The organism is Kosakonia sp. S57, assembly GCF_016516575.1.
GTDB lineage: Bacteria > Pseudomonadota > Gammaproteobacteria > Enterobacterales > Enterobacteriaceae > Kosakonia > Kosakonia cowanii.
On sequence record NZ_JACVUL010000023.1, the window covers coordinates 67,571 to 91,134 of the forward strand.

General features: G+C 58.0%; 22 protein-coding genes. 18 read left to right on the top strand and 4 right to left on the bottom strand.

Annotation, left to right across the window (positions count from 1 at the left end):
- The first annotated feature begins 19 nt into the window (after positions 1–19).
- Genes IAE48_RS19665 through IAE48_RS19675 form a run of 3 tightly spaced genes read left to right on the top strand, consistent with a single transcriptional unit; the run spans position 20 to position 3,726 of the window.
- The gene (locus tag IAE48_RS19665; protein WP_200135346.1) at positions 20–997 is read left to right on the top strand and encodes an ABC transporter substrate-binding protein; all 978 of its coding nucleotides are present in this window, start codon (positions 20–22) and stop codon (positions 995–997) included.
- A 3-nt stretch (positions 998–1,000) separates the two neighbouring features.
- Complete coding sequence (locus IAE48_RS19670; protein ID WP_200135347.1) at positions 1,001–2,710, top strand: iron ABC transporter permease; 1,710 nt, start codon at positions 1,001–1,003, stop codon at positions 2,708–2,710.
- Entirely contained in the window at positions 2,698–3,726 is a 1,029-nt protein-coding gene (locus IAE48_RS19675) for an ABC transporter ATP-binding protein (protein WP_200135348.1), read from the top strand. Before IAE48_RS19670 ends, IAE48_RS19675 begins: the two co-directional genes overlap by 13 nt.
- Positions 3,727–3,749: 23 nt before the next feature.
- Here IAE48_RS19675 and IAE48_RS19680 read toward each other — a convergent pair whose 3' ends face one another.
- The gene (locus tag IAE48_RS19680; protein WP_076770414.1) at positions 3,750–4,556 is read right to left on the bottom strand and encodes a dienelactone hydrolase family protein; all 807 of its coding nucleotides are present in this window, start codon (positions 4,554–4,556) and stop codon (positions 3,750–3,752) included.
- A gap of 258 nt (positions 4,557–4,814) precedes the next feature.
- Here IAE48_RS19680 and udp point away from each other — a divergent pair, with 258 nt between their 5' ends.
- The 9 genes from udp (at position 4,815) to tatD (ending at position 12,727) form a co-directional block, all read left to right on the top strand.
- Positions 4,815–5,576: a uridine phosphorylase gene (gene udp, locus IAE48_RS19685; protein ID WP_042716347.1), complete on the top strand. Its 762-nt coding sequence runs from the start codon at positions 4,815–4,817 to the stop codon at positions 5,574–5,576.
- A gap of 132 nt (positions 5,577–5,708) precedes the next feature.
- Entirely contained in the window at positions 5,709–7,166 is a 1,458-nt protein-coding gene (rmuC, locus tag IAE48_RS19690; protein ID WP_200135349.1) for a DNA recombination protein RmuC, read from the top strand.
- Positions 7,167–7,232: 66 nt separating this feature from the next.
- A complete protein-coding gene (gene ubiE / locus IAE48_RS19695) occupies positions 7,233–7,988 on the top strand; it encodes a bifunctional demethylmenaquinone methyltransferase/2-methoxy-6-polyprenyl-1,4-benzoquinol methylase UbiE (RefSeq protein WP_023479593.1) in 756 nt (251 codons plus the stop codon).
- A gap of 11 nt (positions 7,989–7,999) precedes the next feature.
- Positions 8,000–8,605, top strand: coding sequence for an SCP2 domain-containing protein (locus IAE48_RS19700; protein ID WP_023479619.1), 606 nt, complete (start codon positions 8,000–8,002; stop codon positions 8,603–8,605).
- Positions 8,602–10,242 (top strand): ubiquinone biosynthesis regulatory protein kinase UbiB, encoded by a 1,641-nt coding sequence (gene ubiB / locus IAE48_RS19705; RefSeq protein WP_042716352.1) that lies wholly within the window; start codon positions 8,602–8,604, stop codon positions 10,240–10,242. The genes IAE48_RS19700 and ubiB overlap by 4 nt, the downstream gene beginning before the upstream one ends.
- Before the next feature lie 101 nt (positions 10,243–10,343).
- Complete coding sequence (gene tatA / locus IAE48_RS19710) at positions 10,344–10,607, top strand: Sec-independent protein translocase subunit TatA (RefSeq protein WP_094419081.1); 264 nt, start codon at positions 10,344–10,346, stop codon at positions 10,605–10,607.
- A 3-nt stretch (positions 10,608–10,610) separates the two neighbouring features.
- Positions 10,611–11,135 carry a Sec-independent protein translocase protein TatB gene (gene tatB / locus IAE48_RS19715; RefSeq protein WP_094419082.1) on the top strand — a complete coding sequence of 175 codons (525 nt, stop codon included), beginning with the start codon at positions 10,611–10,613 and terminating at the stop codon, positions 11,133–11,135.
- A gap of 2 nt (positions 11,136–11,137) precedes the next feature.
- Positions 11,138–11,902: a Sec-independent protein translocase subunit TatC gene (gene tatC / locus IAE48_RS19720; protein WP_094419083.1), complete on the top strand. Its 765-nt coding sequence runs from the start codon at positions 11,138–11,140 to the stop codon at positions 11,900–11,902.
- A gap of 42 nt (positions 11,903–11,944) precedes the next feature.
- Complete coding sequence (gene tatD, locus IAE48_RS19725; protein WP_200135355.1) at positions 11,945–12,727, top strand: 3'-5' ssDNA/RNA exonuclease TatD; 783 nt, start codon at positions 11,945–11,947, stop codon at positions 12,725–12,727.
- Between the two features lie 4 nt (positions 12,728–12,731).
- On the opposite strand, the gene rfaH is transcribed toward tatD, so the two are convergent.
- Positions 12,732–13,220 (bottom strand): transcription/translation regulatory transformer protein RfaH, encoded by a 489-nt coding sequence (rfaH, locus tag IAE48_RS19730; RefSeq protein ID WP_042716360.1) that lies wholly within the window; start codon positions 13,218–13,220, stop codon positions 12,732–12,734.
- 178 nt (positions 13,221–13,398) lie between these two features.
- Here rfaH and ubiD point away from each other — a divergent pair, with 178 nt between their 5' ends.
- Together ubiD and fre are read left to right on the top strand one after the other, a co-directional pair.
- Entirely contained in the window at positions 13,399–14,877 is a 1,479-nt protein-coding gene (gene ubiD, locus IAE48_RS19735; RefSeq protein ID WP_200135350.1) for a 4-hydroxy-3-polyprenylbenzoate decarboxylase, read from the top strand.
- A gap of 18 nt (positions 14,878–14,895) precedes the next feature.
- Positions 14,896–15,597 (top strand): NAD(P)H-flavin reductase, encoded by a 702-nt coding sequence (gene fre / locus IAE48_RS19740; protein WP_200135351.1) that lies wholly within the window; start codon positions 14,896–14,898, stop codon positions 15,595–15,597.
- A gap of 337 nt (positions 15,598–15,934) precedes the next feature.
- Here fre and fadA read toward each other — a convergent pair whose 3' ends face one another.
- Positions 15,935–17,098, bottom strand: a complete 1,164-nt coding sequence (gene fadA, locus IAE48_RS19745) for an acetyl-CoA C-acyltransferase FadA (RefSeq protein WP_023479584.1) — start codon at positions 17,096–17,098, stop codon at positions 15,935–15,937.
- A 9-nt stretch (positions 17,099–17,107) separates the two neighbouring features.
- Entirely contained in the window at positions 17,108–19,297 is a 2,190-nt protein-coding gene (gene fadB, locus IAE48_RS19750; protein WP_200135352.1) for a fatty acid oxidation complex subunit alpha FadB, read from the bottom strand.
- Positions 19,298–19,486: 189 nt separating this feature from the next.
- Here fadB and pepQ point away from each other — a divergent pair, with 189 nt between their 5' ends.
- From pepQ to hemG, 4 genes are read left to right on the top strand one after another with little or no spacing between them, the layout of a single operon-like run.
- On the top strand, positions 19,487–20,818 hold the full coding sequence (pepQ, locus tag IAE48_RS19755) for a Xaa-Pro dipeptidase (RefSeq protein ID WP_200135353.1): 1,332 nt from the start codon (positions 19,487–19,489) through the stop codon (positions 20,816–20,818).
- On the top strand, positions 20,818–21,432 hold the full coding sequence (locus tag IAE48_RS19760) for an IMPACT family protein (RefSeq protein WP_042711659.1): 615 nt from the start codon (positions 20,818–20,820) through the stop codon (positions 21,430–21,432). The genes pepQ and IAE48_RS19760 overlap by 1 nt, the downstream gene beginning before the upstream one ends.
- A 40-nt stretch (positions 21,433–21,472) precedes the next feature.
- Entirely contained in the window at positions 21,473–22,924 is a 1,452-nt protein-coding gene (gene trkH / locus IAE48_RS19765; RefSeq protein WP_023479564.1) for a Trk system potassium transporter TrkH, read from the top strand.
- Positions 22,925–22,935: 11 nt separating this feature from the next.
- The gene (gene hemG, locus IAE48_RS19770) at positions 22,936–23,478 is read left to right on the top strand and encodes a menaquinone-dependent protoporphyrinogen IX dehydrogenase (RefSeq protein WP_042711660.1); all 543 of its coding nucleotides are present in this window, start codon (positions 22,936–22,938) and stop codon (positions 23,476–23,478) included.
- Positions 23,479–23,564: the final 86 nt, after the last annotated feature.

Sequence of the window (23,564 nt, forward strand, 5' to 3'; positions counted from 1 at the left end):
AAAACAGCGGGAGAGATCCATGAATAACAAACGTGTGCTGGCCGCAGTTGTGCTGGCTCTCATCAGTGCCTCGTCATGGGCAAAATCAACCTTAACGCTCTATACCAGCCAGCCGAATGACGATGCGCAGATGACCGTCAGCGCCTTCGAAAAAGCGCACCCGGATATTGAAGTGAAGTGGATCCGCGACGGCACCAGCAAGCTGATTGCCCGCTTGCAGGCAGAGTTAGCCGCTGGCAGCGCCGCGCCGGATGTGCTGCTGATTGCCGACAGCGTGACCATGGAATCCCTCAAAAAACAGAACCTGCTGGCAGCCTATAAGTCACCTGAAGCCGCGCGCTTCGACCCGCAGCTGTTTGATAAAGAGGGCTATTACTACGGTACCAAAGTGATCACTACCGGCATTGCCTACCACACCAAAGCACCGCTCAAACCGACCTCTTGGCTGGATCTGCTCAAACCTGAAGTGAAAAACATGACCACGCTGCCAAGCCCGCTCTACTCCGGCGCGGCGCAGATCCACCAGGCGACGCTGATGAATGACCCGGCGCTCGGCTGGCAATACTACGAAAAACTGAAACAGAACGGTGCGATGCCGCAAAGCGGCAATGGCGCGGTGATGAGCGCGATTGCCTCCGGCAGCAAAGCCTATGGCGTGCTGGTGGATTACCTGGCGATCCGCGAAAAAGCCAAAGGTGCGCCGGTTGAGTTTCTCTTCCCGAAAGAGGGCGTCAGCGTCGTTACCGAACCGGTGGCGATGATGAAGGGGACAAAGAACCCGCAAGGGGCGAAAGAGTTTATCGATTTTGTCCTCTCGGACGCCGGGCAAAAACTGGTGCTGCAACAGGGCTATCTGCCTGCGGATGCGACGTTGCCGGTGCCGAAAGGCTTCCCGCCGCGCGACAGCATCAAATTGATGCCGTTTGATGCGGCGAAAGCGCTGACCGAGACCGAGGCGAACAAAAAACGCTTCGCCGATCTCTTCGGTAACCGTTAAACGATGAGTAGCGCAATCGTGCCGAACAGCAGCGGCGGCGCAACCAAAGGGCTGCTCTGGCTGTTGCTGTGCCTGGTGGCGCTGCTGAGCCTGTTGCCCAGCCTGCGGCTGCTGCTCTCCGCGCTGGTTGACTGGCGGCAGGGTAGCGACAGCAGCCTGTGGCGCGTGCTCAGCAACCCGGCGACCTGGCTGGCGCTCTGGCACAGCCTTTACACCAGCGGGCTTGGCACACTGCTGTCGTTGCTGCTCGGCAGCCTGTTCGCCTTCTGCCTGGCGCTGACCAACATCCGCCTCAAACAGATGTGGGTCTTTCTGTTTATGTTGCCAATGATGATCCCGCCGCAGGTCACAGCCCTAAGCTGGCTGCAACTCTTCGGCCCCGGCAGCATTTTGCTTAACAGCCTCGGTATCGCGCCGGGGTTTGGCAGCAGCAACCCGCTCTACTCGCCGGAAGGGATTGCGCTGCTGCTTGGCATTCAGCATGCACCGCTGGTGTTTCTCGCGCTGCGTACGCAACTGCGCGCGCTGCCGCAAGAGCATATTGAAGCGGCGAGGCTTAACGGCGCATCATTATGGCGTGTGTTTATCGATATTGTGCTGCCGCTGTGCCGCACCGCGCTGTGGGCCGGGGCGGCCATCGCCTTTGTCTCGGCGCTGGGCAACTTCGGTATTCCGGCAATGCTCGGCATTCCCATCTCCTATTTCGTGTTGCCGATCCATATCTACCAGACGCTGGCAAGCTTCGGCCCCTCAATGCTCAATGACGTGGCGGCGCTCTCGCTGCTGATGGGCGTGCTGGCGATTGGCATTGTGATGCTCCAGAGCCGGATGCAGCGGCGCTATGCCTTACCGCTGATTGGCACAACCGGGCGCGCGATCGCCTTCAGGCTGGGAAGCGGGCGGCTGGCCGTTGAAGTGCTGCTCGGCGCAGTGCTGTGCGCGATCCTGCTTGCGCCCCTGCTGGCGCTGATCGCCACGTCGCTGGTGCCGACGCTCGGCGTGCCGCTGAACAGCGAGACCTTCACCCTCACCGCCTGGCACAACCTCTTCACCGGGCAGAGCGCCACGGCGCGCGCCCTCGGCAACAGTTTTCTGCTATCGATCGCAGCCGCGCTGGTGCTGATGCTGGTTAGCCTGCCGCTGGCGTGGCTGCTGGTGCGCTACCCGAACCGCCTGCTGCGCGGCTTGCACAGCATAATTGATATTCCCTACACGCTGCCGGGCGTGGTGCTGGCCATCGCCTGCATTCTGCTCTTCGCCCGCCCGCTGCCGCTGCTTGATATCGCGCTCGGCGGCACGCTGACGATTATCTTTTTGGCCTATCTGGCGCGCTTTCTGACGGTCTGCCTGAAGCCGGTGCACAGCAGCATGCTGCAACTCGACCCGGCGATGGAGGAGGCGGCAAGCCTGGCGGGCGCGGCCTTCGGTCAGCGTCTGCGCCATATTGTCTTACCGCTGCTGGCTCCGGCAGCATTCGCCGGTGCGCTACTGGTGTTTCTTACGGCGGTGAATGAGTTAACCGTCTCAGCGCTGTTATGGAGCGCGGGAAAGGAGACCATCGGCGTGGTGATTTTCAACCTTGATGAGAGCGGCGATAAGGTGCTGGCCTCGGCACTCTCCGTGCTGGTGGTGGCGCTGGTCGCACTGGTGATGCTGCTGCTCGGCGCGCTCGGGCGCTATCTACCGAAAGGAGTGATCCCATGGCAGAACTGAAGCTTGAACGGCTCAGCAAAGTGTTTGGCGAGCAGGCGGTGGTGCGGGATCTGACCTTAACGCTGCCGCAGGGCGCGTTTACCGCGCTGTTAGGCCCCAGCGGCTGTGGCAAAACCACCACGCTGCGTATTCTCGCCGGGCTGGAGACGCTCAGCGACGGGCGTTTGCTGCTGGGTGAGCGCCTGCTGGCGGATAAACGCCACCATACGCCGCCGGAGCAGCGCGATATGGGGATGGTATTCCAGTCCTATGCCCTGTGGCCGCATATGACGGTCGCCGAAAACGTCGGTTATCCGCTGAAGCTGCGCAACGTAAACGGTGCCGCGCGGCAAAAACAGATAATGGCGGCGCTGGAGGTGGTTGAACTTGGGGCGTATGCCGGGCGTGCGCCCCATGAGCTTAGCGGCGGGCAGCGTCAGCGTGTTGCGCTGGCCCGCTGTCTGGTCTCCGAGCCGCAAGTGGTGCTGCTGGATGAGCCATTAGCCAATCTCGACAGGCACCTGCGCGCCACCATGGAGCAGACGTTTCGGGAGTTTCATCGCCGCACTGGTGCCACCTTTGTCTATGTCACCCACGATCAGGCGGAAGCGATGGCGCTGGCGAGCCATATTGCGGTGCTGCACCAGGGCGAGCTGATGCAGTGGGGCGCGCCGCAGGATCTCTACCAGCAGCCGAAAAGCGGCTGGGTCGCGCGCTTTATTGGTAAGGGCAGCGTGCTGACGCTGGCGACGCCCGCCGGAGATCAGCAGCTGGACAGTGCCTCGCTGCATCACGGCTTATCCCAGAGCGGGTATGGCGCGCAGCAGCCGGTGCTGGTGCGCCCGGAGCATGTGCAGATTGCCGGGGAAGGATTGAGCGCACAGGTGGAGAGCTGTATTTATCAGGGCGAGCGCTATTTGCTGGCGCTACGTTTAGCGGACGGGCAGGGTCTGACGGCGTTTCATCACGCCGCGCTGCAACCGCAACAGTCGGTCTGCGTGCGTTTATTACAAGGCTGGAAGCTGGAGGCGGCATAGGGCGCCGCCTCCGTGCGGGAACACTACTTCTTCGCGTACTGCGCAAACCACGCCAGCATGCGCTGCCAGCCGTCGGCGGCAGATTCCGCATGGTAGCTCGGGCGATAATCGGCATTGAACGCGTGGCCCGCCTCCGGGTAGACGATGATCTCCGCGTTAGCATTCGCCGCGCGCAGGGCCTGACGCATCGTCTCTACGCTCTCCTGCGAAATACCGGTATCCTGCGCGCCATACAGGCCAAGCACCGGCGCAGTCAGATCGGTGGCGATATCGACCGGATGTTTCGGCGAATTTAAAGTTTTTTCACCCGTCAGCTTGCCGTACCAGGCGACCGCCGCTTTCAGTTGCGGGTTGTGCGCCGCGTAGAGCCACGCAATGCGGCCGCCCCAGCAGAAACCGGTCACCAGCAGTTGATGGGCGTCACCGCCGTTGCGTGCCGCCCAGTTGGCGACGTGGTCGAGATCGGCCAGCACCTGCGCATCCGGCACTTTGCTGACCAGCCCGCTAAAGAGCGTGGGAACGTCGGCAAAATCATTCGGATCGCCCTGGCGGAAATAGAGCTCCGGCGCGACGGCAAGATACCCCTCCAGCGCCAGCCGGCGGCAGAGATCGCGAATATGTTCATGGACGCCAAAAATCTCCTGCACGACGATAACAATCGGCAGCGGGCCCTCGGCATCTTTTGGTCGGGCGTGATACGCGGGCATGGTGTCGCCCTGCGTTGGAATGGAAGTTTCGCCTGCGATCAGCCTCTCTTCCGGCGTGTGAACCGTGGTTGACGCAAGCGGTGAAGCCGCAGGCGCAAAGCCCGGCTGTTTGGTGGTGGTCATGAGATTCTCCCTACCCTTTATTAGCGCTTCCCTAACTATAGTCATGAAGACCAGGGCATGCGCAATCGCCGTGCGCAGGCTATCTTTGCTGCTGAGTTAGCGGGCATAACGTGTTAGTGTGACGACCGTCACTATTTTATGGAAATTGAGTGCAATCAATTTCATTCATGGTGACAGCAGTCACGAAAACAAGCGCGTGGCTTCTGTAAAGTACCGTTTTACCTCCCCCCGATAATACCGACCACAGAGGAGTCTGTTATGTCCAAGTCTGATGTTTTTCACCTCGGCCTCACTAAAAACGATTTACAAGGGGCTACCCTGGCCATCGTCCCTGGCGATCCGGAGCGAGTGGAAAAGATCGCCGCGCTGATGGATAAGCCGGTCAAGCTGGCCTCTCACCGTGAATTCACCAGCTGGCGCGCCGAGCTGGATGGCAAAGCAGTGATCATCTGTTCTACCGGTATCGGCGGTCCTTCTACTTCCATCGCCGTTGAAGAGCTGGCGCAGCTGGGCATCCGCACCTTCCTGCGCGTCGGTACCACTGGCGCGATCCAGCCGCATATCAACGTCGGCGATGTGCTGATCACCACCGCCTCCGTGCGTCTTGACGGTGCCAGTCTGCACTTTGCCCCGATGGAGTTCCCGGCGGTGGCGGATTTTGAGTGCACCACGGCGCTGGTGGCCGCAGCCGATGCGATTGGCGCGACTAAACATATCGGCGTGACCGCCTCGTCTGACACCTTCTATCCGGGCCAGGAGCGTTATGACACCTTCTCCGGCCGCGTGGTGAAAAGCTTTAAAGGCTCGATGGAAGAGTGGCAGTCAATGGGCGTAATGAACTACGAAATGGAGTCCGCTACGCTGCTGACCATGTGTGCAAGCCAGGGGCTGCGCGCCGGGATGGTCGCCGGGGTGATCGTTAACCGCACCCAGCAGGAGATCCCGAACGCGGAAACCATGAAGAAGACCGAAAGCCACGCGGTGAAAATTGTGGTCGATGCCGCGCGTCGACTTCTGTAATCCCGCTTCCAGATTTACAAGGCCGACGCGTTCGGCCTTTTTTATTTGCGTAACGCCTCGCAGAAAAGCCCTTCCAAACTGGACGTTTATACAGCACAATCCCGACGGAATGGGTGATGAAGAGGGAGCGGAATGGAGAGTTCAATCATCGTACTGGCAGCCGTGGCGCTGGCAGGGTTACTGGTCGGCTGGCTGGCCGCAAGCTGGCGCGGTGCGCAGCAGCAGGCGGAGCTGCTCGCCGAGCAGCGCGATGTCTTCAGTGAACTGAGCGCCGCCCGCCAGCAGATCGCCCAGAATAGCCACTGGCGCGAAGAGTGCGAGCTGCTGAATAACGAACTGCGCAGCCTGCAACATATCAACAGCTCGCTGGAAGCGGATCTGCGTGAAGTCACCACCCGGCTTGAATCCACTCAACTGCATGCGGAAGAGAAACTGCGCCAGATGCACAGCAGCGAGCAGCGTCTGAGCGAGCAGTTTGAAAACCTCGCTAACCGTATTTTCGAGCAGAGCAACCGTCGCGTTGACGAACAGAACCGCCAGAGCCTCAATGGCTTACTCACCCCGCTGCGCGAGCAGCTCGACGGTTTTCGCCGCCAGGTGCAGGAGAGCTTCGGCCAGGAGGCGCGCGAACGACACACTCTGGCGCATGAGATCCGCAATCTCCAGCAGCTGAATGCCCAGATGGCGCAGGAAGCCATCAACCTCACCCGCGCGCTGAAAGGCGATAACAAAACCCAGGGTAACTGGGGTGAAGTGGTGCTGACCCGCGTGCTTGAAGCCTCCGGCCTACGCGAAGGGCATGAGTATGAGACCCAGGTCAGCATGGAGAACGATAGCCGCGCGCGCATGCAGCCGGACGTGATTGTGCGCCTGCCGCAGGGCAAGGACGTGGTGATCGACGCCAAAATGACGCTGGTGGCCTACGAGCGCTACTTCAACGCCGAGGATGAGTTTTCCCGCGAAGCGGCGCTGCAGGAGCATATCACCTCCGTGCGCGGTCATATTCGCCTGCTGGGAAGGAAAGATTATCAGCAGCTCTCCGGCCTGCGCAGCCTGGATTACGTCCTGATGTTTATCCCGGTGGAACCCGCCTTCTTAATCGCCCTCGACAGGCAGCCGGAGCTGATTACCGAGGCGCTGAAAAACAACATTATGCTGGTCAGCCCGACTACGCTGCTGGTCGCGCTGCGCACCATTGCCAACCTGTGGCGTTACGAGCACCAGAGCCGCAACGCCCAGCAGATTGCGGAGCGGGCGAGCCGCCTGTATGACAAAATGCGCCTCTTCGTCGACGATATGACCGCGATTGGCCAGAGCCTGGAGAAGGCGCAGGATAACTACCGCCAGGCGATGAAAAAACTGAGCTCAGGGCGCGGCAACCTGCTGGCACAAACTGAGGCATTTCGTGGGCTTGGCGTCGAGATCAAGCGCGAGATTAATCCGGAACTGGTCGCGCAGGCGCAAGAGCAGGACGAAGAATTTCGTCTGCGGGCAGGACAAGACGCGTTTAACGATCATAATCAAGACAATGGATTAGATATGGCGACGCCGGGCGAAGAGGCTGCGGCGAAGGCCTCTTCGGGCGGTTGAAACGTAGGGCAATCGCGTCCAATCTGATACACTTCATCAACAAATCCTTAAATAGCAGGCACTAAGATGGCGGAAGATTCAAAAGAGACAACACACTTTGGTTTTCAGACCGTCGCCAAGGAAAATAAAGCCGATATGGTGGCGCATGTTTTCCACTCGGTTGCGTCAAAATACGATGTGATGAACGACTTAATGTCGATGGGTATCCACCGCTTATGGAAGCGATTTACCATCGATTGCAGCGGCGTACGCCGTGGGCAGAAAGTCCTCGATCTGGCGGGTGGCACCGGCGATCTCACCGCAAAATTTTCTCGTCTGGTCGGCGAAACCGGCCAGGTTGTGCTGGCGGACATTAACGAGTCGATGCTGAAGATGGGCCGCGAAAAGCTGCGCAATCTCGGCGTGATCGGCAATGTTGAATATGTGCAGGCGAATGCCGAAGCGCTGCCGTTCCCGGACAACACCTTCGACTGCATCACCATCTCCTTCGGTTTGCGTAACGTTACCGACAAAGAGAAAGCGCTGCGCTCCATGTTTCGCGTGCTGAAGCCGGGCGGCCGTCTGCTGGTGCTGGAGTTCTCCAAACCGGTTATCGAGCCGCTGAGCAAAGCTTACGATGCTTACTCCTTCCACGTTCTGCCACGCATTGGTCAGATGGTGGCTAACGACGCGGAGAGCTACCGTTACCTGGCTGAATCCATCCGTATGCATCCCGATCAGGACACCCTGAAAGCGATGATGCAGGATGCTGGTTTTGAAAACGTCGATTACTACAACCTGACCGCCGGTATTGTTGCCCTGCACCGTGGCTACAAATTCTGACAGGAGTGCGTATGCCCTTTAAGCCGATGGTGGCCGCGGGAATTGAACGCGTGCTGAATACCTTTTTTTACCGCGACAGCGCGCTGAAAGCGGCGCGCCAGCGTCTCTACGGCAAAGTGCTGCGCGTGGTGGTGCAGGAGTTTTCCGCGCCGATTGTGCTGGTCTTCAGCGAGCGCCAGGTTGATGTGCTGAGCGAGTGGGAAGGGGAAGCCGATTGTTCGGTCATTACCCGCCTTAACGTGCTGCCGAAGCTGCGCGACCGTCAGCAGCTCACCGCGCTTATCCGCAGCGGTGAACTGGAAGTGCAGGGCGATATTCAGGTCGTACAAAACCTCTCTTCACTGATGGATCAGGCCGAGTTTGACCCGGCGGAAGTGCTTGCGCCGTGGACCGGCGACATTGCCGCTGAAGGTATCAGCAAATTTCTGCGCGGCGGCGCCCGCCTTTTTCGCCACGGCTTTACGCGCCAGCAGCGCTATCTCTCTGAAGCCTTAACGGAAGAGTGGCGCGTGGCACCGGGCGCGCTGGAAATCGCCTGGTTTGCCGAAGAGACAGCGGCCGCTGAACGTGCCGCGGACGCCTTAGCCAAACGACTGGATAAACTGGAGGGCAAATGACGCCTGGAGAATTACGGCGACTCTATTTCATCATCCAGACTTTTTTGAGTTACGGGCTTGATGAGCTCATCCCCAAAATGCGTCTTACCCTGCCGCTGCGTCTGTGGCGCAGAACCCTCTTCTGGATGCCCAACCGGCATAAAGAGAAGGAGCTGGGTGTACGTCTGCGCCTCGCGCTGCAAGAGCTTGGGCCGGTATGGATTAAATTCGGGCAGATGCTCTCCACCCGCCGCGATCTCTTCCCACCGCTGATCGCCGATCAGCTGGCGATGCTGCAGGATCGCGTCGCGCCCTTCGACGGCAGGCTGGCAAAAAAGCAGATTGAAAAAGCGATGGGCGACCGCCCGGTTGAGGAGTGGTTTGACGATTTCAATATTGAACCGCTGGCATCAGCCTCCATCGCGCAGGTGCATACCGCACGGCTGAAAGAGAATGGCAAAGAGGTGGTGATCAAAGTGATCCGCCCGGACATTCTGCCGATCATCAAAGCGGATCTGCGTCTCATCTACCGCCTGGCGGGCTGGGTTCCGCGCCTGCTGCCGGATGGCCGCCGTCTGCGCCCGCAGGAAGTGGTGCACGAGTATGAGAAGACGCTGATCGACGAACTCGATCTGCTGCGCGAATCGGCTAACGCCATTCAACTGCGCCGCAACTTTGAAAACAGCCCGATGCTCTATGTGCCGGAAGTCTATTCCGACTACTGCAGCCAGAACATGATGGTGATGGAGCGCATCTACGGCATCCCGGTTTCTGATGTCGCGGCGCTGGAGAAGAACGGCACCAACATGAAGCTGCTGGCTGAACGTGGTGTGCAGGTCTTCTTCACTCAGGTGTTCCGGGACAGCTTCTTCCATGCCGATATGCACCCTGGCAACATCTTCGTTAGCTACGATCACCCGGAAGATCCGCAATACATCGGCATTGACTGCGGTATCGTCGGCTCGCTGAACAAGGAAGATAAGCGCTATCTGGCGGAAAACTTTATCGCCTTCTTCAACCGTGACTACCGCAAAGTGGCGGAGCTGCACGTTGATTCAGGGTGGGTACCGGCAGATACCAACGTCGAAGAGTTTGAGTTTGCCATCCGTACCGTCTGCGAGCCGATCTTTGAGAAGCCGCTGGCAGAGATCTCCTTTGGTCACGTGCTGCTGAACCTCTTCAACACCGCGCGCCGCTTCAATATGGAAGTGCAGCCGCAGTTAGTATTACTGCAAAAAACCCTGCTCTACATTGAAGGGGTAGGGCGTCAGCTCTATCCGCAGCTCGATTTGTGGAAAACGGCGAAACCTTTCCTTGAAACGTGGATCAAAGACCAGGTTGGCTTCCCGGCGCTGGTGCGGGCAATCAAGGAGAAGGGCCCCTTCTGGATCGAAAGAATGCCGGAAGTTCCTGAACTGATCTTCAACGGATTGCAGCAAGGAAAACATTTGCAACAAAGCGTTGATAAAATTGCCCGAGAGTTAGAGGTCAACCGCGTACGGCAGGGGCAGTCCCGCTATCTGTTTGGCATCGGTGCGACGCTGCTGTTAAGCGGCACGTTATTGCTGATAACCCGTCCTGAGCTGGCAAATAATCCGTTGTGGTTAATGGGCGGCGGGCTGCTTGTCTGGCTGCTGGGCTGGCGTAAGACGCGCTGACATGATGCGCCCTGGCCATGCCGGTCAAGGACATGCAGCCCGGGGCATAACGTGTATACTGTGGCCTCTTTCTAACATCGTCTCTTAGAGGGGAAGTGAGTATGGGTAGTATCGGCATTTGGCAGTTGGTGGTTATTGCAGTCATCGTTGTGCTGCTGTTCGGCACCAAAAAGCTCGGCTCGATTGGCTCCGATCTCGGTGCCTCGATTAAGGGCTTTAAAAAAGCGATGAGCGACGATGATAAAAAAGAGAGTGAGGCAAAATCGGCACAGGATGCAGATTTTACCGCGAAGAATCTCTCTGATACCCGTAACCCCGACGTCGCAAAGAGCGACGAAAAACGTCACGATAAAGAGCAGGTGTAAGTCGTGTTCGATATAGGTTTTGGCGAATTATTACTCGTTTTTATCATTGGTCTGGTAGTGCTGGGGCCGAAGCGTTTGCCCGTTGCCGTGCGCACTGTTGCTGGCTGGGTTCGCGCCCTGCGCTCGCTGGCGACCACCGTACAGAACGAACTGACGCAGGAGCTTAAGCTGCAGGAGTTCCAGGACAGCCTGAAGAAGGTGGAGAAAGCGAGCCTGGACAACCTGACGCCGGAGTTGAAAGAGTCGATGGACGAGCTGCGTCAGGCGGCGGAATCGATGAAGCGCACCTACAGCGCCAACGACGCGGAAAAAGCGAGTGACGAAGCGCATACCATCCATAACCCGGTGGTGAAAGATTACGAAGCGCAGCATGAAGGCGTTACGCCTGGCGTTGCTGAACATCAGGTGAGCGCACCGCAACAGGCTCCCCAGGAAGTGCCGGAAGAAACTGCCCCGGCAAAAATCTCTCTGGCGAAAACCGCTGCGCCGGTTTCCGACTCCACCCCCTCTGCAAGTGATAAGTCCTGAACATGGCCGTAGACGATACCCAACCGCTGATCGCGCACCTGATTGAGCTGCGTAAACGTCTGTTGAACTGCATCATCGCGGTGATGGTGATTTTCCTCGCGCTGGTCTACTTCGCGAATGATATCTACCAGCTGGTCTCCGCGCCGCTGATTAAACAGATGCCGCTGGGCGCGACGATGATCGCCACCGATGTCGCCTCGCCCTTCTTCACGCCGATCAAACTCACCTTTATGGTGTCACTGATCCTCTCTGCGCCGGTTGTGCTTTACCAGGTGTGGGCCTTTGTTGCACCCGCACTCTACAAGCATGAGCGCCGCCTGGTGGTGCCGCTGCTGGTCTCCAGCTCGCTGCTGTTCTATATCGGTATGGCATTCGCCTACTTCGTGGTCTTCCCGCTGGCGTTTGGCTTTTTGACCCACACCGCGCCGGAAGGCGTACAGGTCTCGACCGATATCGCCAGCTATCTCAGCTTTGTGATGGCGCTGTTTATGGCCTTCGGCGTCTCGTTTGAAGTGCCGGTCGCCATCGTCCTGCTCTGCTGGATGGGCGTCACTACGCCGGACGATCTGCGGCAGAAGCGCCCCTATGTGCTGGTTGGTGCGTTTGTTGTCGGCATGCTGCTGACGCCGCCGGATGTCTTTTCGCAAACGCTGCTGGCGATCCCGATGTACTGCCTGTTTGAGGTCGGCGTCTTTTTCGCCCGCTTCTACGTCGGGAAGCGTCGCGTGCCGGACGATGAGAGCGAAACGGAAACCACCGAAGAGTAATAATCAGCCGCCCGCCAGGGCGGTTGTTGTATGGGAAACAGCATGTTTGATATTGGCGTAAATTTAACCAGCTCGCAGTTTGACCGTGATCGGGACGATATTGTCTCCCGTGCGCAGGCGGCGGGCGTGACCGGGATGTTAATAACCGGTACTAACCTGCATGAGAGCCAGCAGGCGCAGCAACTGACGCAGCGCTATGCGCGCTGCTGGTCGACCGCTGGTGTACATCCCCATGACAGCAGTAGCTGGACGGAAGAGACCGCGCAGGCGATTCGTGCCCTGGCGGCGATGCCGGGGGTGGTGGCGATCGGCGAGTGCGGGCTCGATTTCAACCGTAACTTCTCAACGCCGCAGGAGCAGGAGCGGGCGTTCAGTGCCCAACTGGCATTGGCCGCCGAGCTTAATCTGCCGGTGTTTTTGCACTGTCGCGATGCCCATCAGCGTTTTCTCACCCTGCTGGATCCGTGGCTCGATAAGCTCCCCGGTGCGGTACTGCACTGTTTTACCGGTTCGGCGCACGAGGCGCAGGAGTGTATTGCGCGCGGTCTCTGTCTCGGAATTACCGGTTGGGTGTGCGATGAGCGGCGCGGGCTGGAACTGCGCGAAGTGGTGCCGATGATTCCTGCCAATCGGCTGATGATTGAGACCGATGCGCCCTGGCTGCTGCCGCGCGATCTTAAACCGAAGCCCGCTTCCCGCCGTAACGAGCCTGCTTTGTTGGGGCATATTCTAAGCACGGTCGCCGAACTGCGCGGTGAAACGCCGCAGGCGCTGAGTACTGCGACGGATGAGAACGTGAAGCGGCTATTCGGGATTGCGTTTTAAGCGGTCAGGCTTTGCGGAAATCGGTGTTTTTCACACTCTGCAAAACTTGCTTATTGAGAAGGTGCAGAAGCAGCATGGAGCGTGCTTCGCCATCCGGCTCTTTGAAGATCGCCTGCAACCCTTCGAGCGCACCTTCCGTAATTACAACGCTGTCGCCAGGGTAGGGGGTTTCCGGGTCGGTGATCCCTTCCGGCTGATACGCTTCAAGCTGCTGGATCACCGCGTGGGGAACGCTTGCCGGATGCATACCAAAACGCACAAAGTGGCTGACGCCGCGCGTCGCGTTGATGGTCGTGGTGTGAATGACCTCTGGATCGAATTCCACAAACAGGTAGTTTGGAAAGAGAGGCTCTTTCACCGTTGTCCGCTTGCCGCGGACAATCTTTTCCAGCGCAATCATCGGCGTCAGACAGGAAACTGACTGGCGTTCCAGGTGTTCCTGGGCGCGCTGAAGTTGGCCTCGTTTGCAGTAGAGTAGATACCAGGATTGCATAATGACTCTTTTCCGTAAGTTCGGCCGCAAGAATATCAAAACCACCGCATGATGGCTAAGGTGATTATAACGCTGACTGAGCAATGCCGTTGTATTTCACGCCTATTTAACAAAAATACAGCAACCTTAGGACGAACACCGTATAATAAAGCGCTTATCTGGAGGCAATCATAACCCCATGAAATACACCGATCTTCGCGACTTTCTGACACTACTTGAGCAACAGGGCGAGCTGAAACGCATCGCGCTTCCGGTTGATCCCTATCTGGAAATGACGGAAATAGCCGATCGCACGCTGCGTGCAGGCGGTCCGGCATTGTTGTTTGAAAACCCGAAAGGCTACGCGATGCCGGTGTTGTGCAACCTCTTCGGCACGCCGCGTCGTGTCGCATTGGGCATGGGGCAGGATGATGTCAGCGCGCTGCGCGATGTCGGCAAACTGCTGGCGTTTCTCAAAGAGCCGGAGCCGCCGAAAGGATTCCGCGATCTCTTCGATAAGCTGCCGCAGTTCAAGCAAGTGCTGAACATGCCGACCAAACGCCTGCGCGGTGCGCCGTGCCAGCAAAAGGTGGTGCAGGGCGATGCGGTCGATCTGCACACTATCCCGATTATGCAGTGCTGGCCGGAAGATGCCGCACCGCTGATCACCTGGGGTCTGACCGTCACCCGCGGGCCGCACAAAGAGCGCCAGAACCTGGGGATCTACCGCCAGCAGCTGATCGGCAAAAATAAGCTGATTATGCGCTGGCTCTCGCACCGCGGCGGCGCTCTCGATTTTCAGGAGTGGCAAAATGCCCGCCCGGGCGAACGTTTCCCGGTCGCCGTGGCGCTGGGTGCCGATCCGGCTACCATTCTTGGTGCCGTGACGCCGGTGCCGGATATCCTCTCCGAATATGCTTTTGCCGGGCTGCTGCGCGGCAATAAAACCGAAGTCGTGAAGTGCATATCAAACGATCTGGAAGTGCCCGCCAGCGCCGAGATTGTGCTGGAAGGCTATATTGAAGCGGGTGAGATGGCGCCGGAAGGGCCGTATGGCGATCACACCGGATACTATAATGAAATCGATAACTTCCCGGTGTTTACGGTTACGCATATCACGCAGCGTGAAGATGCGATCTACCACTCCACCTACACCGGACGGCCGCCGGATGAGCCAGCGGTGCTGGGCGTGGCGCTGAATGAAGTATTTGTGCCGATCCTGCAAAAGCAGTTCCCGGAGATTGTTGATTTTTATCTGCCGCCGGAAGGGTGTTCCTATCGCCTGGCGGTAGTGACTATCAAGAAGCAGTATGCCGGGCACGCCAAGCGCGTGATGATGGGCGTCTGGTCTTTCCTGCGCCAGTTTATGTACACCAAATTTGTGATCGTGTGCGATGACGATGTTAACGCCCGCGACTGGAACGATGTGATCTGGGCGATCACCACCCGCATGGACCCTGCGCGGGATACGGTGCTGGTGGAGAATACGCCGATCGATTATCTGGATTTTGCCTCGCCGGTTTCCGGGCTTGGTTCAAAAATGGGACTGGATGCCACCAATAAATGGCCCGGCGAAACCGACCGTGAGTGGGGTCGCCCGATCAAGAAAGATCCCGAGGTGACGGCGCGAATCGACGCCATCTGGGATGAACTGGCCATAATGAACGCCGAAAAATAGACCCGACAGAGAGAGCGCATGACAACCTTAAGCTGTAAAGTGACCTCGGTAGATGCCATCACTGATACCGTGTATCGCGTCCGTTTAGTGCCGGAAGCGGCATTTTCATTTCGTGCAGGCCAGTACTTGATGGTGGTGATGGATGAGCGCGACAAGCGCCCCTTCTCCATGGCGTCGACGCCGGATCAGCACGACTATATCGAACTGCATATCGGTGCTTCCGAGTTGAACCTTTACGCAATGGCGGTGATGGATCGCATCCTGAAAGAGCGCGAAATCGTTATCGACATTCCCCACGGCGATGCCTGGCTGCGCGACGCTGAAGAGCGCCCGATGGTGCTGATTGCCGGTGGGACAGGTTTCTCCTATGTGCGCTCGATTCTGCTCACCTCGCTGGCGAAAACGCCGGACCGCGATATCACCATTTACTGGGGCGGCCGTGAAGCGAAGCATCTCTACGATCTTTCCGAACTGGAAGCGCTGTCGGTTACACACCCGAATCTGAATGTAGTGCCAGTAGTAGAGCAGCCTGATGAAGAGTGGCGCGGCCGTTCAGGCACCGTACTCGCCGCCGTACTGCAGGATTTCGGCTCCCTCTCCGGGCACGATATCTACATTGCAGGCCGCTTCGAGATGGCAAAAATCGCCCGCGATCTCTTCTGTAACGAGCGCGGCGCGCGTGAGGATCGGTTGTTTGGCGACGCGTTCGCGTTCATCTGATTTTATCTTCGCCCTTGCCGCCATAGCGGCGTTGGCTGCCTTCCTTCACCCCGGTCACATAGTTATCTATGCTCCCGGGGACTCTCTCAGTTGCCGCCTTGCTCTGACGACAATGGCTTCGATAAAACCGTGTTGTTTGCCCTTGCCGCCATAGCGGCATTGGGCGCCTTTCGTATTACGCCATAAAAAAAACCGCCCCTGACAGGCGGTAAAAACGGCAACTAAATTTTCTCTCTTTCAGCCTATATGCCGGATGGCGGCGCAAGCGCCTTATCCGGCCTACGGGCGTGTGTTTTGTAGGCCGGGCAAGCGAAGCGCCCCCGGCATAGGTGATGCGTTATACGCGCTCAAACACCGTGGCGATCCCCTGACCCAAACCGATACACATCGTTGCCAGACCAAGATGGGCATCTTTGCGCTCCATCAGGTTGAGCAGCGTGGTACTGATACGGGTACCAGAGCAGCCCAGCGGGTGACCGAGGGCGATCGCGCCGCCGTTGAGGTTGATCTTCTCGTCGATCTGCTCCATCAGCCCCAGATCCTTAATGCACGGCAGGATCTGCGCGGCAAACGCTTCGTTCATCTCAAACAGATCGATGTCGCTGGCGGTCAGCCCCGCTTTTTTCAGCGCCAGCTGCGACGCCGGCACCGGGCCGTAACCCATGATTGATGGATCGCAGCCGACCACCGCCATCGAGCGGATTCGCGCGCGCGGCGTTAAGCCAAGCTCACGAGCGCGGCTTTCGCTCATCACCAGCATCGCCGATGCGCCATCCGACAGCGCCGATGATGTACCGGCGGTAACGGTGCCGCTGACCGGGTCGAACGCCGGGCGCAGCGTAGAGAGCGCTTCAACGGTGGTTTCCGGGCGGATCACTTCATCGTAGTTAAACTGCTTGAGCACCCCGTCAGCGTCATGCCCGCCGGTGGGAATGATCTCGTTTTTGAACGCGCCGGACTGCGTGGCGGCCCAGGCGCGAGCATGAGAGCGGGCGGCGAAAGCATCCTGCATCTCACGGCTGATGCCGTGCATGCGCGACAACATTTCCGCGGTCAGCCCCATCATTCCCGCCGCTTTGGCAACGTTACGGCTCATACCCGGGTGGAAATCGACACCGTGGTTCATCGGCACGTGGCCCATATGTTCCACGCCGCCCACCAGGCAGACCTGCGCATCGCCGGTCATGATCATGCGCGCGGCATCATGCAGCGCCTGCATAGACGACCCGCACAGGCGGTTGACCGTGACCGCCGGAACCGAGTGGGGGATCTCCGCCAGCAGCGCGGCGTTACGGGCAATGTTGAAGCCCTGTTCGAGGGTCTGCTGGACACAGCCCCAGTAAATATCGTCAATCGCACTCGCCTCAAGCGCCGGGTTGCGCGCCAGAAGGCTACGCATCAGGTGCGCAGAGAGATCTTCCGCGCGAACGTGGCGAAAGGCGCCGCCTTTTGAACGGCCCATCGGGGTACGTACTGCATCGACAATGACAACCTGTTCCATTGTGACTCCTTAAGCCGTTTTCAAAGCGCCAACCGGGCGCGCAGGTTCAACCGCGGGATAGTAAGGCTCGTTGTGGCGGGCCTTTTCACGTAACCCGGCCGGGACGTCATACAGCGGCCCAAGGTGCTGATACGCTTGCGCCATATCGAGGTATTTCGCGCTGCCAAGCGTATCGAGCCAGCGGAAAGCGCCGCCGTGGAACGGAGGGAAGCCAAGGCCATACACCAGCGCCATATCCGCTTCAGCCGGGCTGGCGATAATGCCTTCCTCAAGGCAACGCACCACTTCATTGACCATCGGGATCATCATGCGGGCGATGATCTCCTGATCGGTGAACTCATGGCTGCCCTGACGCACATCGCTCAGCAGGCTTTCAACAGCGCTATCTTCCTCTTTCTTCGGTTTGCCTTTGCTGTCCTCTTTATAGCGCCAGAAACCGAGGCCATTCTTCTGCCCAAAGCGGTTCGCCTCAAACAGCGCGTCGATGGCGTCGCGATAATCTTTCTGCATACGCTGCGGGAAACCGGCGGCCATTACCGCCTGCGCATGATGCGCGGTATCAATGCCGACAACGTCGAGCAGGTAGGCCGGGCCCATCGGCCAGCCGAACTGTTTCTCCATCACTTTGTCGATTTTGCGGAAGTCCGCGCCATCGCGCAGCAGCTGGCTGAAACCAGCAAAGTAGGGGAACAGCACGCGGTTGACGAAGAAGCCGGGGCAGTCGTTGACCACAATCGGGGTTTTGCCCATCTTGCTCGCCCAGGCCACCACTTTGGCAATGGTCTGATCGGAGGTTTTCTCGCCGCGGATCACTTCAACCAGCGGCATGCGGTGCACCGGGTTAAAGAAGTGCATGCCGCAGAAGTTCTCCGGGCGTTTCAGCACGCTTGCCAGCTCGCTGATAGGAATGGTGGAAGTGTTAGAGGCCAGCACAGTATCCGGGCGAACTTTCTCTTCAGTTTCCGCCAGCACCGCTTTTTTCACTTTCGGGTTTTCCACCACCGCTTCGACAACCACATCCACGCGTTCGAACCCGGCGTACTCCAGTGTTGGCTGGATGGTGGCGATCACCTTCGACAGCTTGAGTCCGTCGATTTTGCCGCGCTCAAGCTGTTTATTCAGTAGCTTGCCTGCTTCATTAATGCCGAGGCTGAGCGACTTCTCATTAATATCCTTCATTAATACCGGCACGCCTTTCCAGGCTGACTGGTAGGCAATGCCGCCGCCCATAATGCCCGCGCCCAGCACGGCCGCCTGTTTCGGCGTCTCGACATCGGCGGTGAGCTTCTTCGCTTTGCCTTTGACGTATTGATCGTTAAGGAAGATGCCAACCAGCGCGCGTGCTTCTTTACTGTGCGCCAGCGGGACAAAACTCTGGTTCTCCAGCTTTAACGCCTCGTCACGCCCCAGCTTCGCCGCCGCTTCAATGGTCTTCACCGCGGTGATCGGCGCAGGGTAGTGTTTTCCGGCGGTCTGCATCACCATGCCTTTGGCGATGGTGAAACTCATCGATGCTTCGATTTTGCTGAGCTTCAACGGCTCAAGCTTCGGCTGACGCTTCGCTTTCCAGTCGAGATCGCCATTAATCGCCTGGCGCAGAATGGCGACAGCGCCTTCACGGAGCTTCTCTGGTTTGACGATGCCATCGACAAGGCCAATTTTCAGCGCCTGTTCAGCATCAACATCTTTCCCGGCGGCGATAATTTCCAGCGCGCTATCGGCACCCAGCAGGCGCGGCAGACGCACCGAGCCGCCAAAGCCCGGCATAATACCGAGTTTGGTTTCCGGCAGGCCGATGCGCAGATCCGGTGTTGCCAGACGGTAGTCGGTTGCCAGCACACATTCGCAGCCGCCGCCGAGGGCGTAACCGTTGACCGCAGAGAGGGTCGGCACCGGCAAATCTTCCAGGCGGTTAAAGACGCTGTTGGCGAAATGCAGCCACTGGCTCAGTTGCTCCTGAGGAACCTGGAAGAGGGAGAGGAATTCGGTAATGTCGGCACCGACGATAAAGGCCGCTTTCTCCGAGCGCAGTAGCAGCCCTTTTAAATCTGTTTGCTTCTCCAGCACGTCCAGCGCTTCGCCGAGGCTGGCGACGGTGGCGGTATCGAGCTTATTCACTGAGCCGGGCGCATCGAACACCAGTTCGGCAATGCCATCTTCCAGCCAGTTGAGGTACAGGTTATTGCCTTTGTAGAGCATGTCAGTCTCCAGAATTCAGCAGTGATCTGGTCGTACCAGATGAAGCGGAGTGTGGTTTTTATGTTAATAAATTGCAAATGAGTCATTAAAAAAATGCAGCGTCGATCACGCTCGGCGGAAATCACTCACATAAAAGGAGGTGTGCTAAGATGCGACAACTTGTGGTCTTGATTAACAAAAGGAAAGACGATGGATTCGCTGGCAGCGCTGTATAAAAATCATATTGTTACCCTACAAGAACGCGCGCGTGACGTGCTGGCGCGCGGTAATCTTGATGCGTTACTGATTCACTCTGGTGAGCTGTTTAACGTCTTTCTTGATGACCATCCCTATCCCTTTAAAGTGAACCCGCAATTCAAAGCCTGGGTGCCGGTGACGCAGGTACCGAACTGCTGGCTGCTGGTGGATGGCGTCAACAAGCCGAAGCTGTGGTTCTATCTGCCGGTTGATTACTGGCATAACGTTGAGCCGCTGCCGACCGCTTTCTGGACCGAAGAGATTGAGGTGATTGCCCTGCCGAAAGCCGATGATATCGGCGGTCAGCTGCCTGCCGCACGCGGCAATATCGCCTATATTGGCCCGGTGCCTGAGCGCGCGCTGAAGCTCGATATCGCCGCCAGCAATATCAACCCGAAAGCGGTGATTGATTACCTGCACTACTATCGCGCCTATAAAACGGATTACGAGCTGGCCTGTATGCGCGAAGCGCAGAAGACCGCGGTGATCGGTCATCGCGCGGCGCATGAAGCATTCCAGTCCGGGATGAGCGAGTTCGACATCAACCTGGCCTACCTGACCGCCACCGGGCATCGTGATACCGATGTGCCGTATGGCAATATCGTGGCGCTTAATGAACATGCCGCAGTGCTGCACTACACCAAACTCGATCACCGTGCGCCCGCCGAGATGCGCAGTTTCCTGCTGGACGCGGGTGCGGAATATAACGGTTATGCTGCCGATTTAACGCGGACCTGGGCGGCGAACAGCGACACCGACTTTGCGCAGCTTATAAAAGATGTGAATGAAGAGCAGCTCGCGCTGATCGCCACACTGAAAGCGGGCGTTAACTACGTTGACTACCATGTTCAGTTCCATCAGCGCATCGCGAAACTGCTGCGTCGCCACCAGATCGTCACCGATATCAGCGAAGAGGCGATGGTTGAGCAGAACATCACCGGGCCGTTTATGCCGCATGGCCTGGGTCACCCGCTCGGTTTGCAGGTGCATGATGTCGGTGGCTTTATGCAGGATGACACCGGGACCCATCTGGCCGCGCCGTCGAAATATCCTTACCTGCGCTGCACCCGTGTGATGCAGCCGCGTATGGTCGTCACCATCGAGCCGGGGATCTACTTTATTGAGTCGCTGCTGGCGCCGTGGCGCGATGGCCCGCTCGGCAAGCACTTCAACTGGCAGAAAATTGAGGCGCTGAAGCCGTTTGGCGGCATCCGTATCGAAGATAACGTTGTCATCCATGAAAATGGTACCGAGAACATGACGCGGGATCTGAAGCTGGCGTAATGGAGAGTTGGCCTATTCCGGCGGCGCCGGTCACCTTTAGCGAGGAGATCAAAAAGAGCCGCTTTATTACCCTGCTGGCGCACACGGATGGCGTCGAGGCGGCAAAGGCGTTTGTCGAGTCCGTGCGCGCTGAACACCCGACTGCCCGCCACCACTGCGTGGCGTGGGTTGCCGGTGCGCCGGATGATTCACAGCAGTTAGGCTTTTCTGACGATGGCGAGCCGGCAGGGACGGCGGGCAAGCCGATCCTCGCGCAGCTGATGGGCAGCGGCGTCGGGGAAATTACCGCGGTAGTGGTGCGTTACTATGGCGGCGTATTGTTGGGCACTGGCGGGCTGGTGAAGGCGTATGGCGGCGGTGTGCAGCAGGCGCTCACGCAGCTCACCACCACCCGCAAAATGCCGTTAACCGAATATACTTTGTGTTGCGATTATGCACAGCTTGCGGGAATCGAATCGCTGCTCGGGCAGTTCGACGGGAAAATTGTCTCCAGCGACTATCAGGCCAAAGTGCAGCTACGTGTCGCACTTGCGCAGAGTCATCTGGTCGCCTTTTCGGCAAAGCTGGCTGATTTTAGCCGTGGCGCATTGCAATTGTTAAAAACTGAAGAATAATCGCCACCTGATTTTCTGAACACCATAGGAAGCGGCAGAGATGCATTTTCGCGCCATAACCCGAATCGTTGGACTGCTGGTCATCCTCTTTTCCGGAACGATGATCTTACCTGGACTGGTAGCCCTTATTTACCGTGACGGCGCGGGGCGCGCGTTTACCCAGACCTTTCTCGCCGCGCTGGTGATTGGCTCCATCTTGTGGTGGCCGAACCGCCGTGAGAAAGGGGAGCTGAAATCCCGCGAAGGGTTTCTGATAGTGGTGCTCTTCTGGACCGTGCTGGGCAGCGTCGGTGCGCTGCCCTTTATCTTCTCGGAAAGCCCGAACCTGACGGTGACCGACGCCTTTTTTGAATCCTTCTCTGGTTTGACAACCACAGGAGCGACAACGCTGGTGGGGCTGGATTCGCTGCCGCACGCGATTCTCTTTTATCGCCAGATGCTGCAATGGTTCGGCGGGATGGGGATCATTGTGCTGGCCGTCGCCATTCTGCCTATTCTTGGCGTCGGCGGTATGCAGCTCTATCGCGCCGAGATGCCGGGGCCGCTGAAAGACAATAAGATGCGCCCGCGTATTGCGGAAACGGCGAAGACGTTGTGGCTTATCTATGTGTTACTGACGGTGGCCTGTGCGCTGGCGCTGTGGTTTGCCGGTATGCCAGCGTTTGACGCTATTGGGCACAGCTTCGCCACTATCGCTATCGGTGGCTTCTCGACGCACGATGCCAGTATCGGCTATTTCGACAGCCCGACGATTAACACCATTATTGCTATCTTCTTACTTATCTCCGGCTGTAACTACGGTTTGCACTTCTCGCTGCTGAGCGGGCGCAGCCTGAAAGTGTACTGGCGCGATCCGGAGTTTCGCATGTTTATCGGCGTGCAGCTGACGCTGGTGGTCATCTGTACCGTGGTGCTCTGGTTCCATGATGTCTACACCTCGGCGCTGACCACGGTGAACCAGGCTTTCTTCCAGGTGGTCTCCATGGCGACCACGGCTGGCTTTACCACCGACAGTATTGCCCGCTGGCCGCTGTTCCTGCCGGTGCTGTTGTTATGCTCGGCGTTTATCGGGGGTTGTGCCGGTTCAACGGGAGGTGGCCTGAAAGTGATCCGCATCTTGCTGCTCTTCAAGCAGGGGAACCGTGAGCTGAAGCGTCTGGTGCACCCGAATGCGGTTTACAGCATCAAGCTCGGCCAGCGCGCGCTGCCGGAACGTATTCTTGAAGCGGTGTGGGGATTCTTCTCCGCTTATGCGCTGGTCTTTATTGTCAGCATGCTGGCGATTATCGCCACCGGCGTGGATGATTTCTCCGCCTTCGCTTCGGTTGTGGCTACGCTCAATAACCTGGGGCCGGGGCTGGGCGTGGTGGCAGACAACTTCGCCAGTATGAACCCGGTGGCAAAATGGGTGCTTATCGCCAACATGTTGTTTGGTCGTCTGGAGGTCTTCACCCTGCTGGTGCTGTTTACCCCCACTTTCTGGCGCGAATAAGGGAGCGTTACGTGAAAACATTGATTCTTTTCTCTACCCGGGATGGGCAAACGCGGGAGATTGCCTCTTACCTCGCCTCTGAACTGAAAGAGCTGGGCGTTTACGCCGATGTGGTGAACCTGAACCGCACGCCGGAGATTGAGTGGGCGAAGTATGACCGCGTGGTGATTGGGGCCTCTATTCGCTACGGTCATTTCCACCCGGCGCTGGAGAGCTTTGTTAAAAAACATCTGCAAACGCTGAATACTCTGCCGAGCGCGTTCTACTCCGTTAACCTGGTTGCGCGTAAACCAGAGAAGAGTTCGCCGCAGACGAATAGCTATACGCGCAAGTTCCTTCTTTCGTCTCCCTGGAAGCCAGATCACTGCGCTGTGTTTGCCGGTGCGCTCCGTTACCCGCGTTATCGCTGGTATGACCGCTTTATGATTCGGCTGATCATGAAGATGACGGGGGGAGAAACCAATACCAGCCAGGAGGTGGTCTATACCGACTGGCAGCAAGTGGCGAATTTTGCTCGCGAAATTGCTCAGTTAAAAAGCAAAACGCCCGTTTAATGGGCATTGCGACCGAAAAATAAGCGAACGAAAACTTTTTTGAAATTAGGGGTTGTCAGCAGGAATTAACTCCCTATAATGCGCCT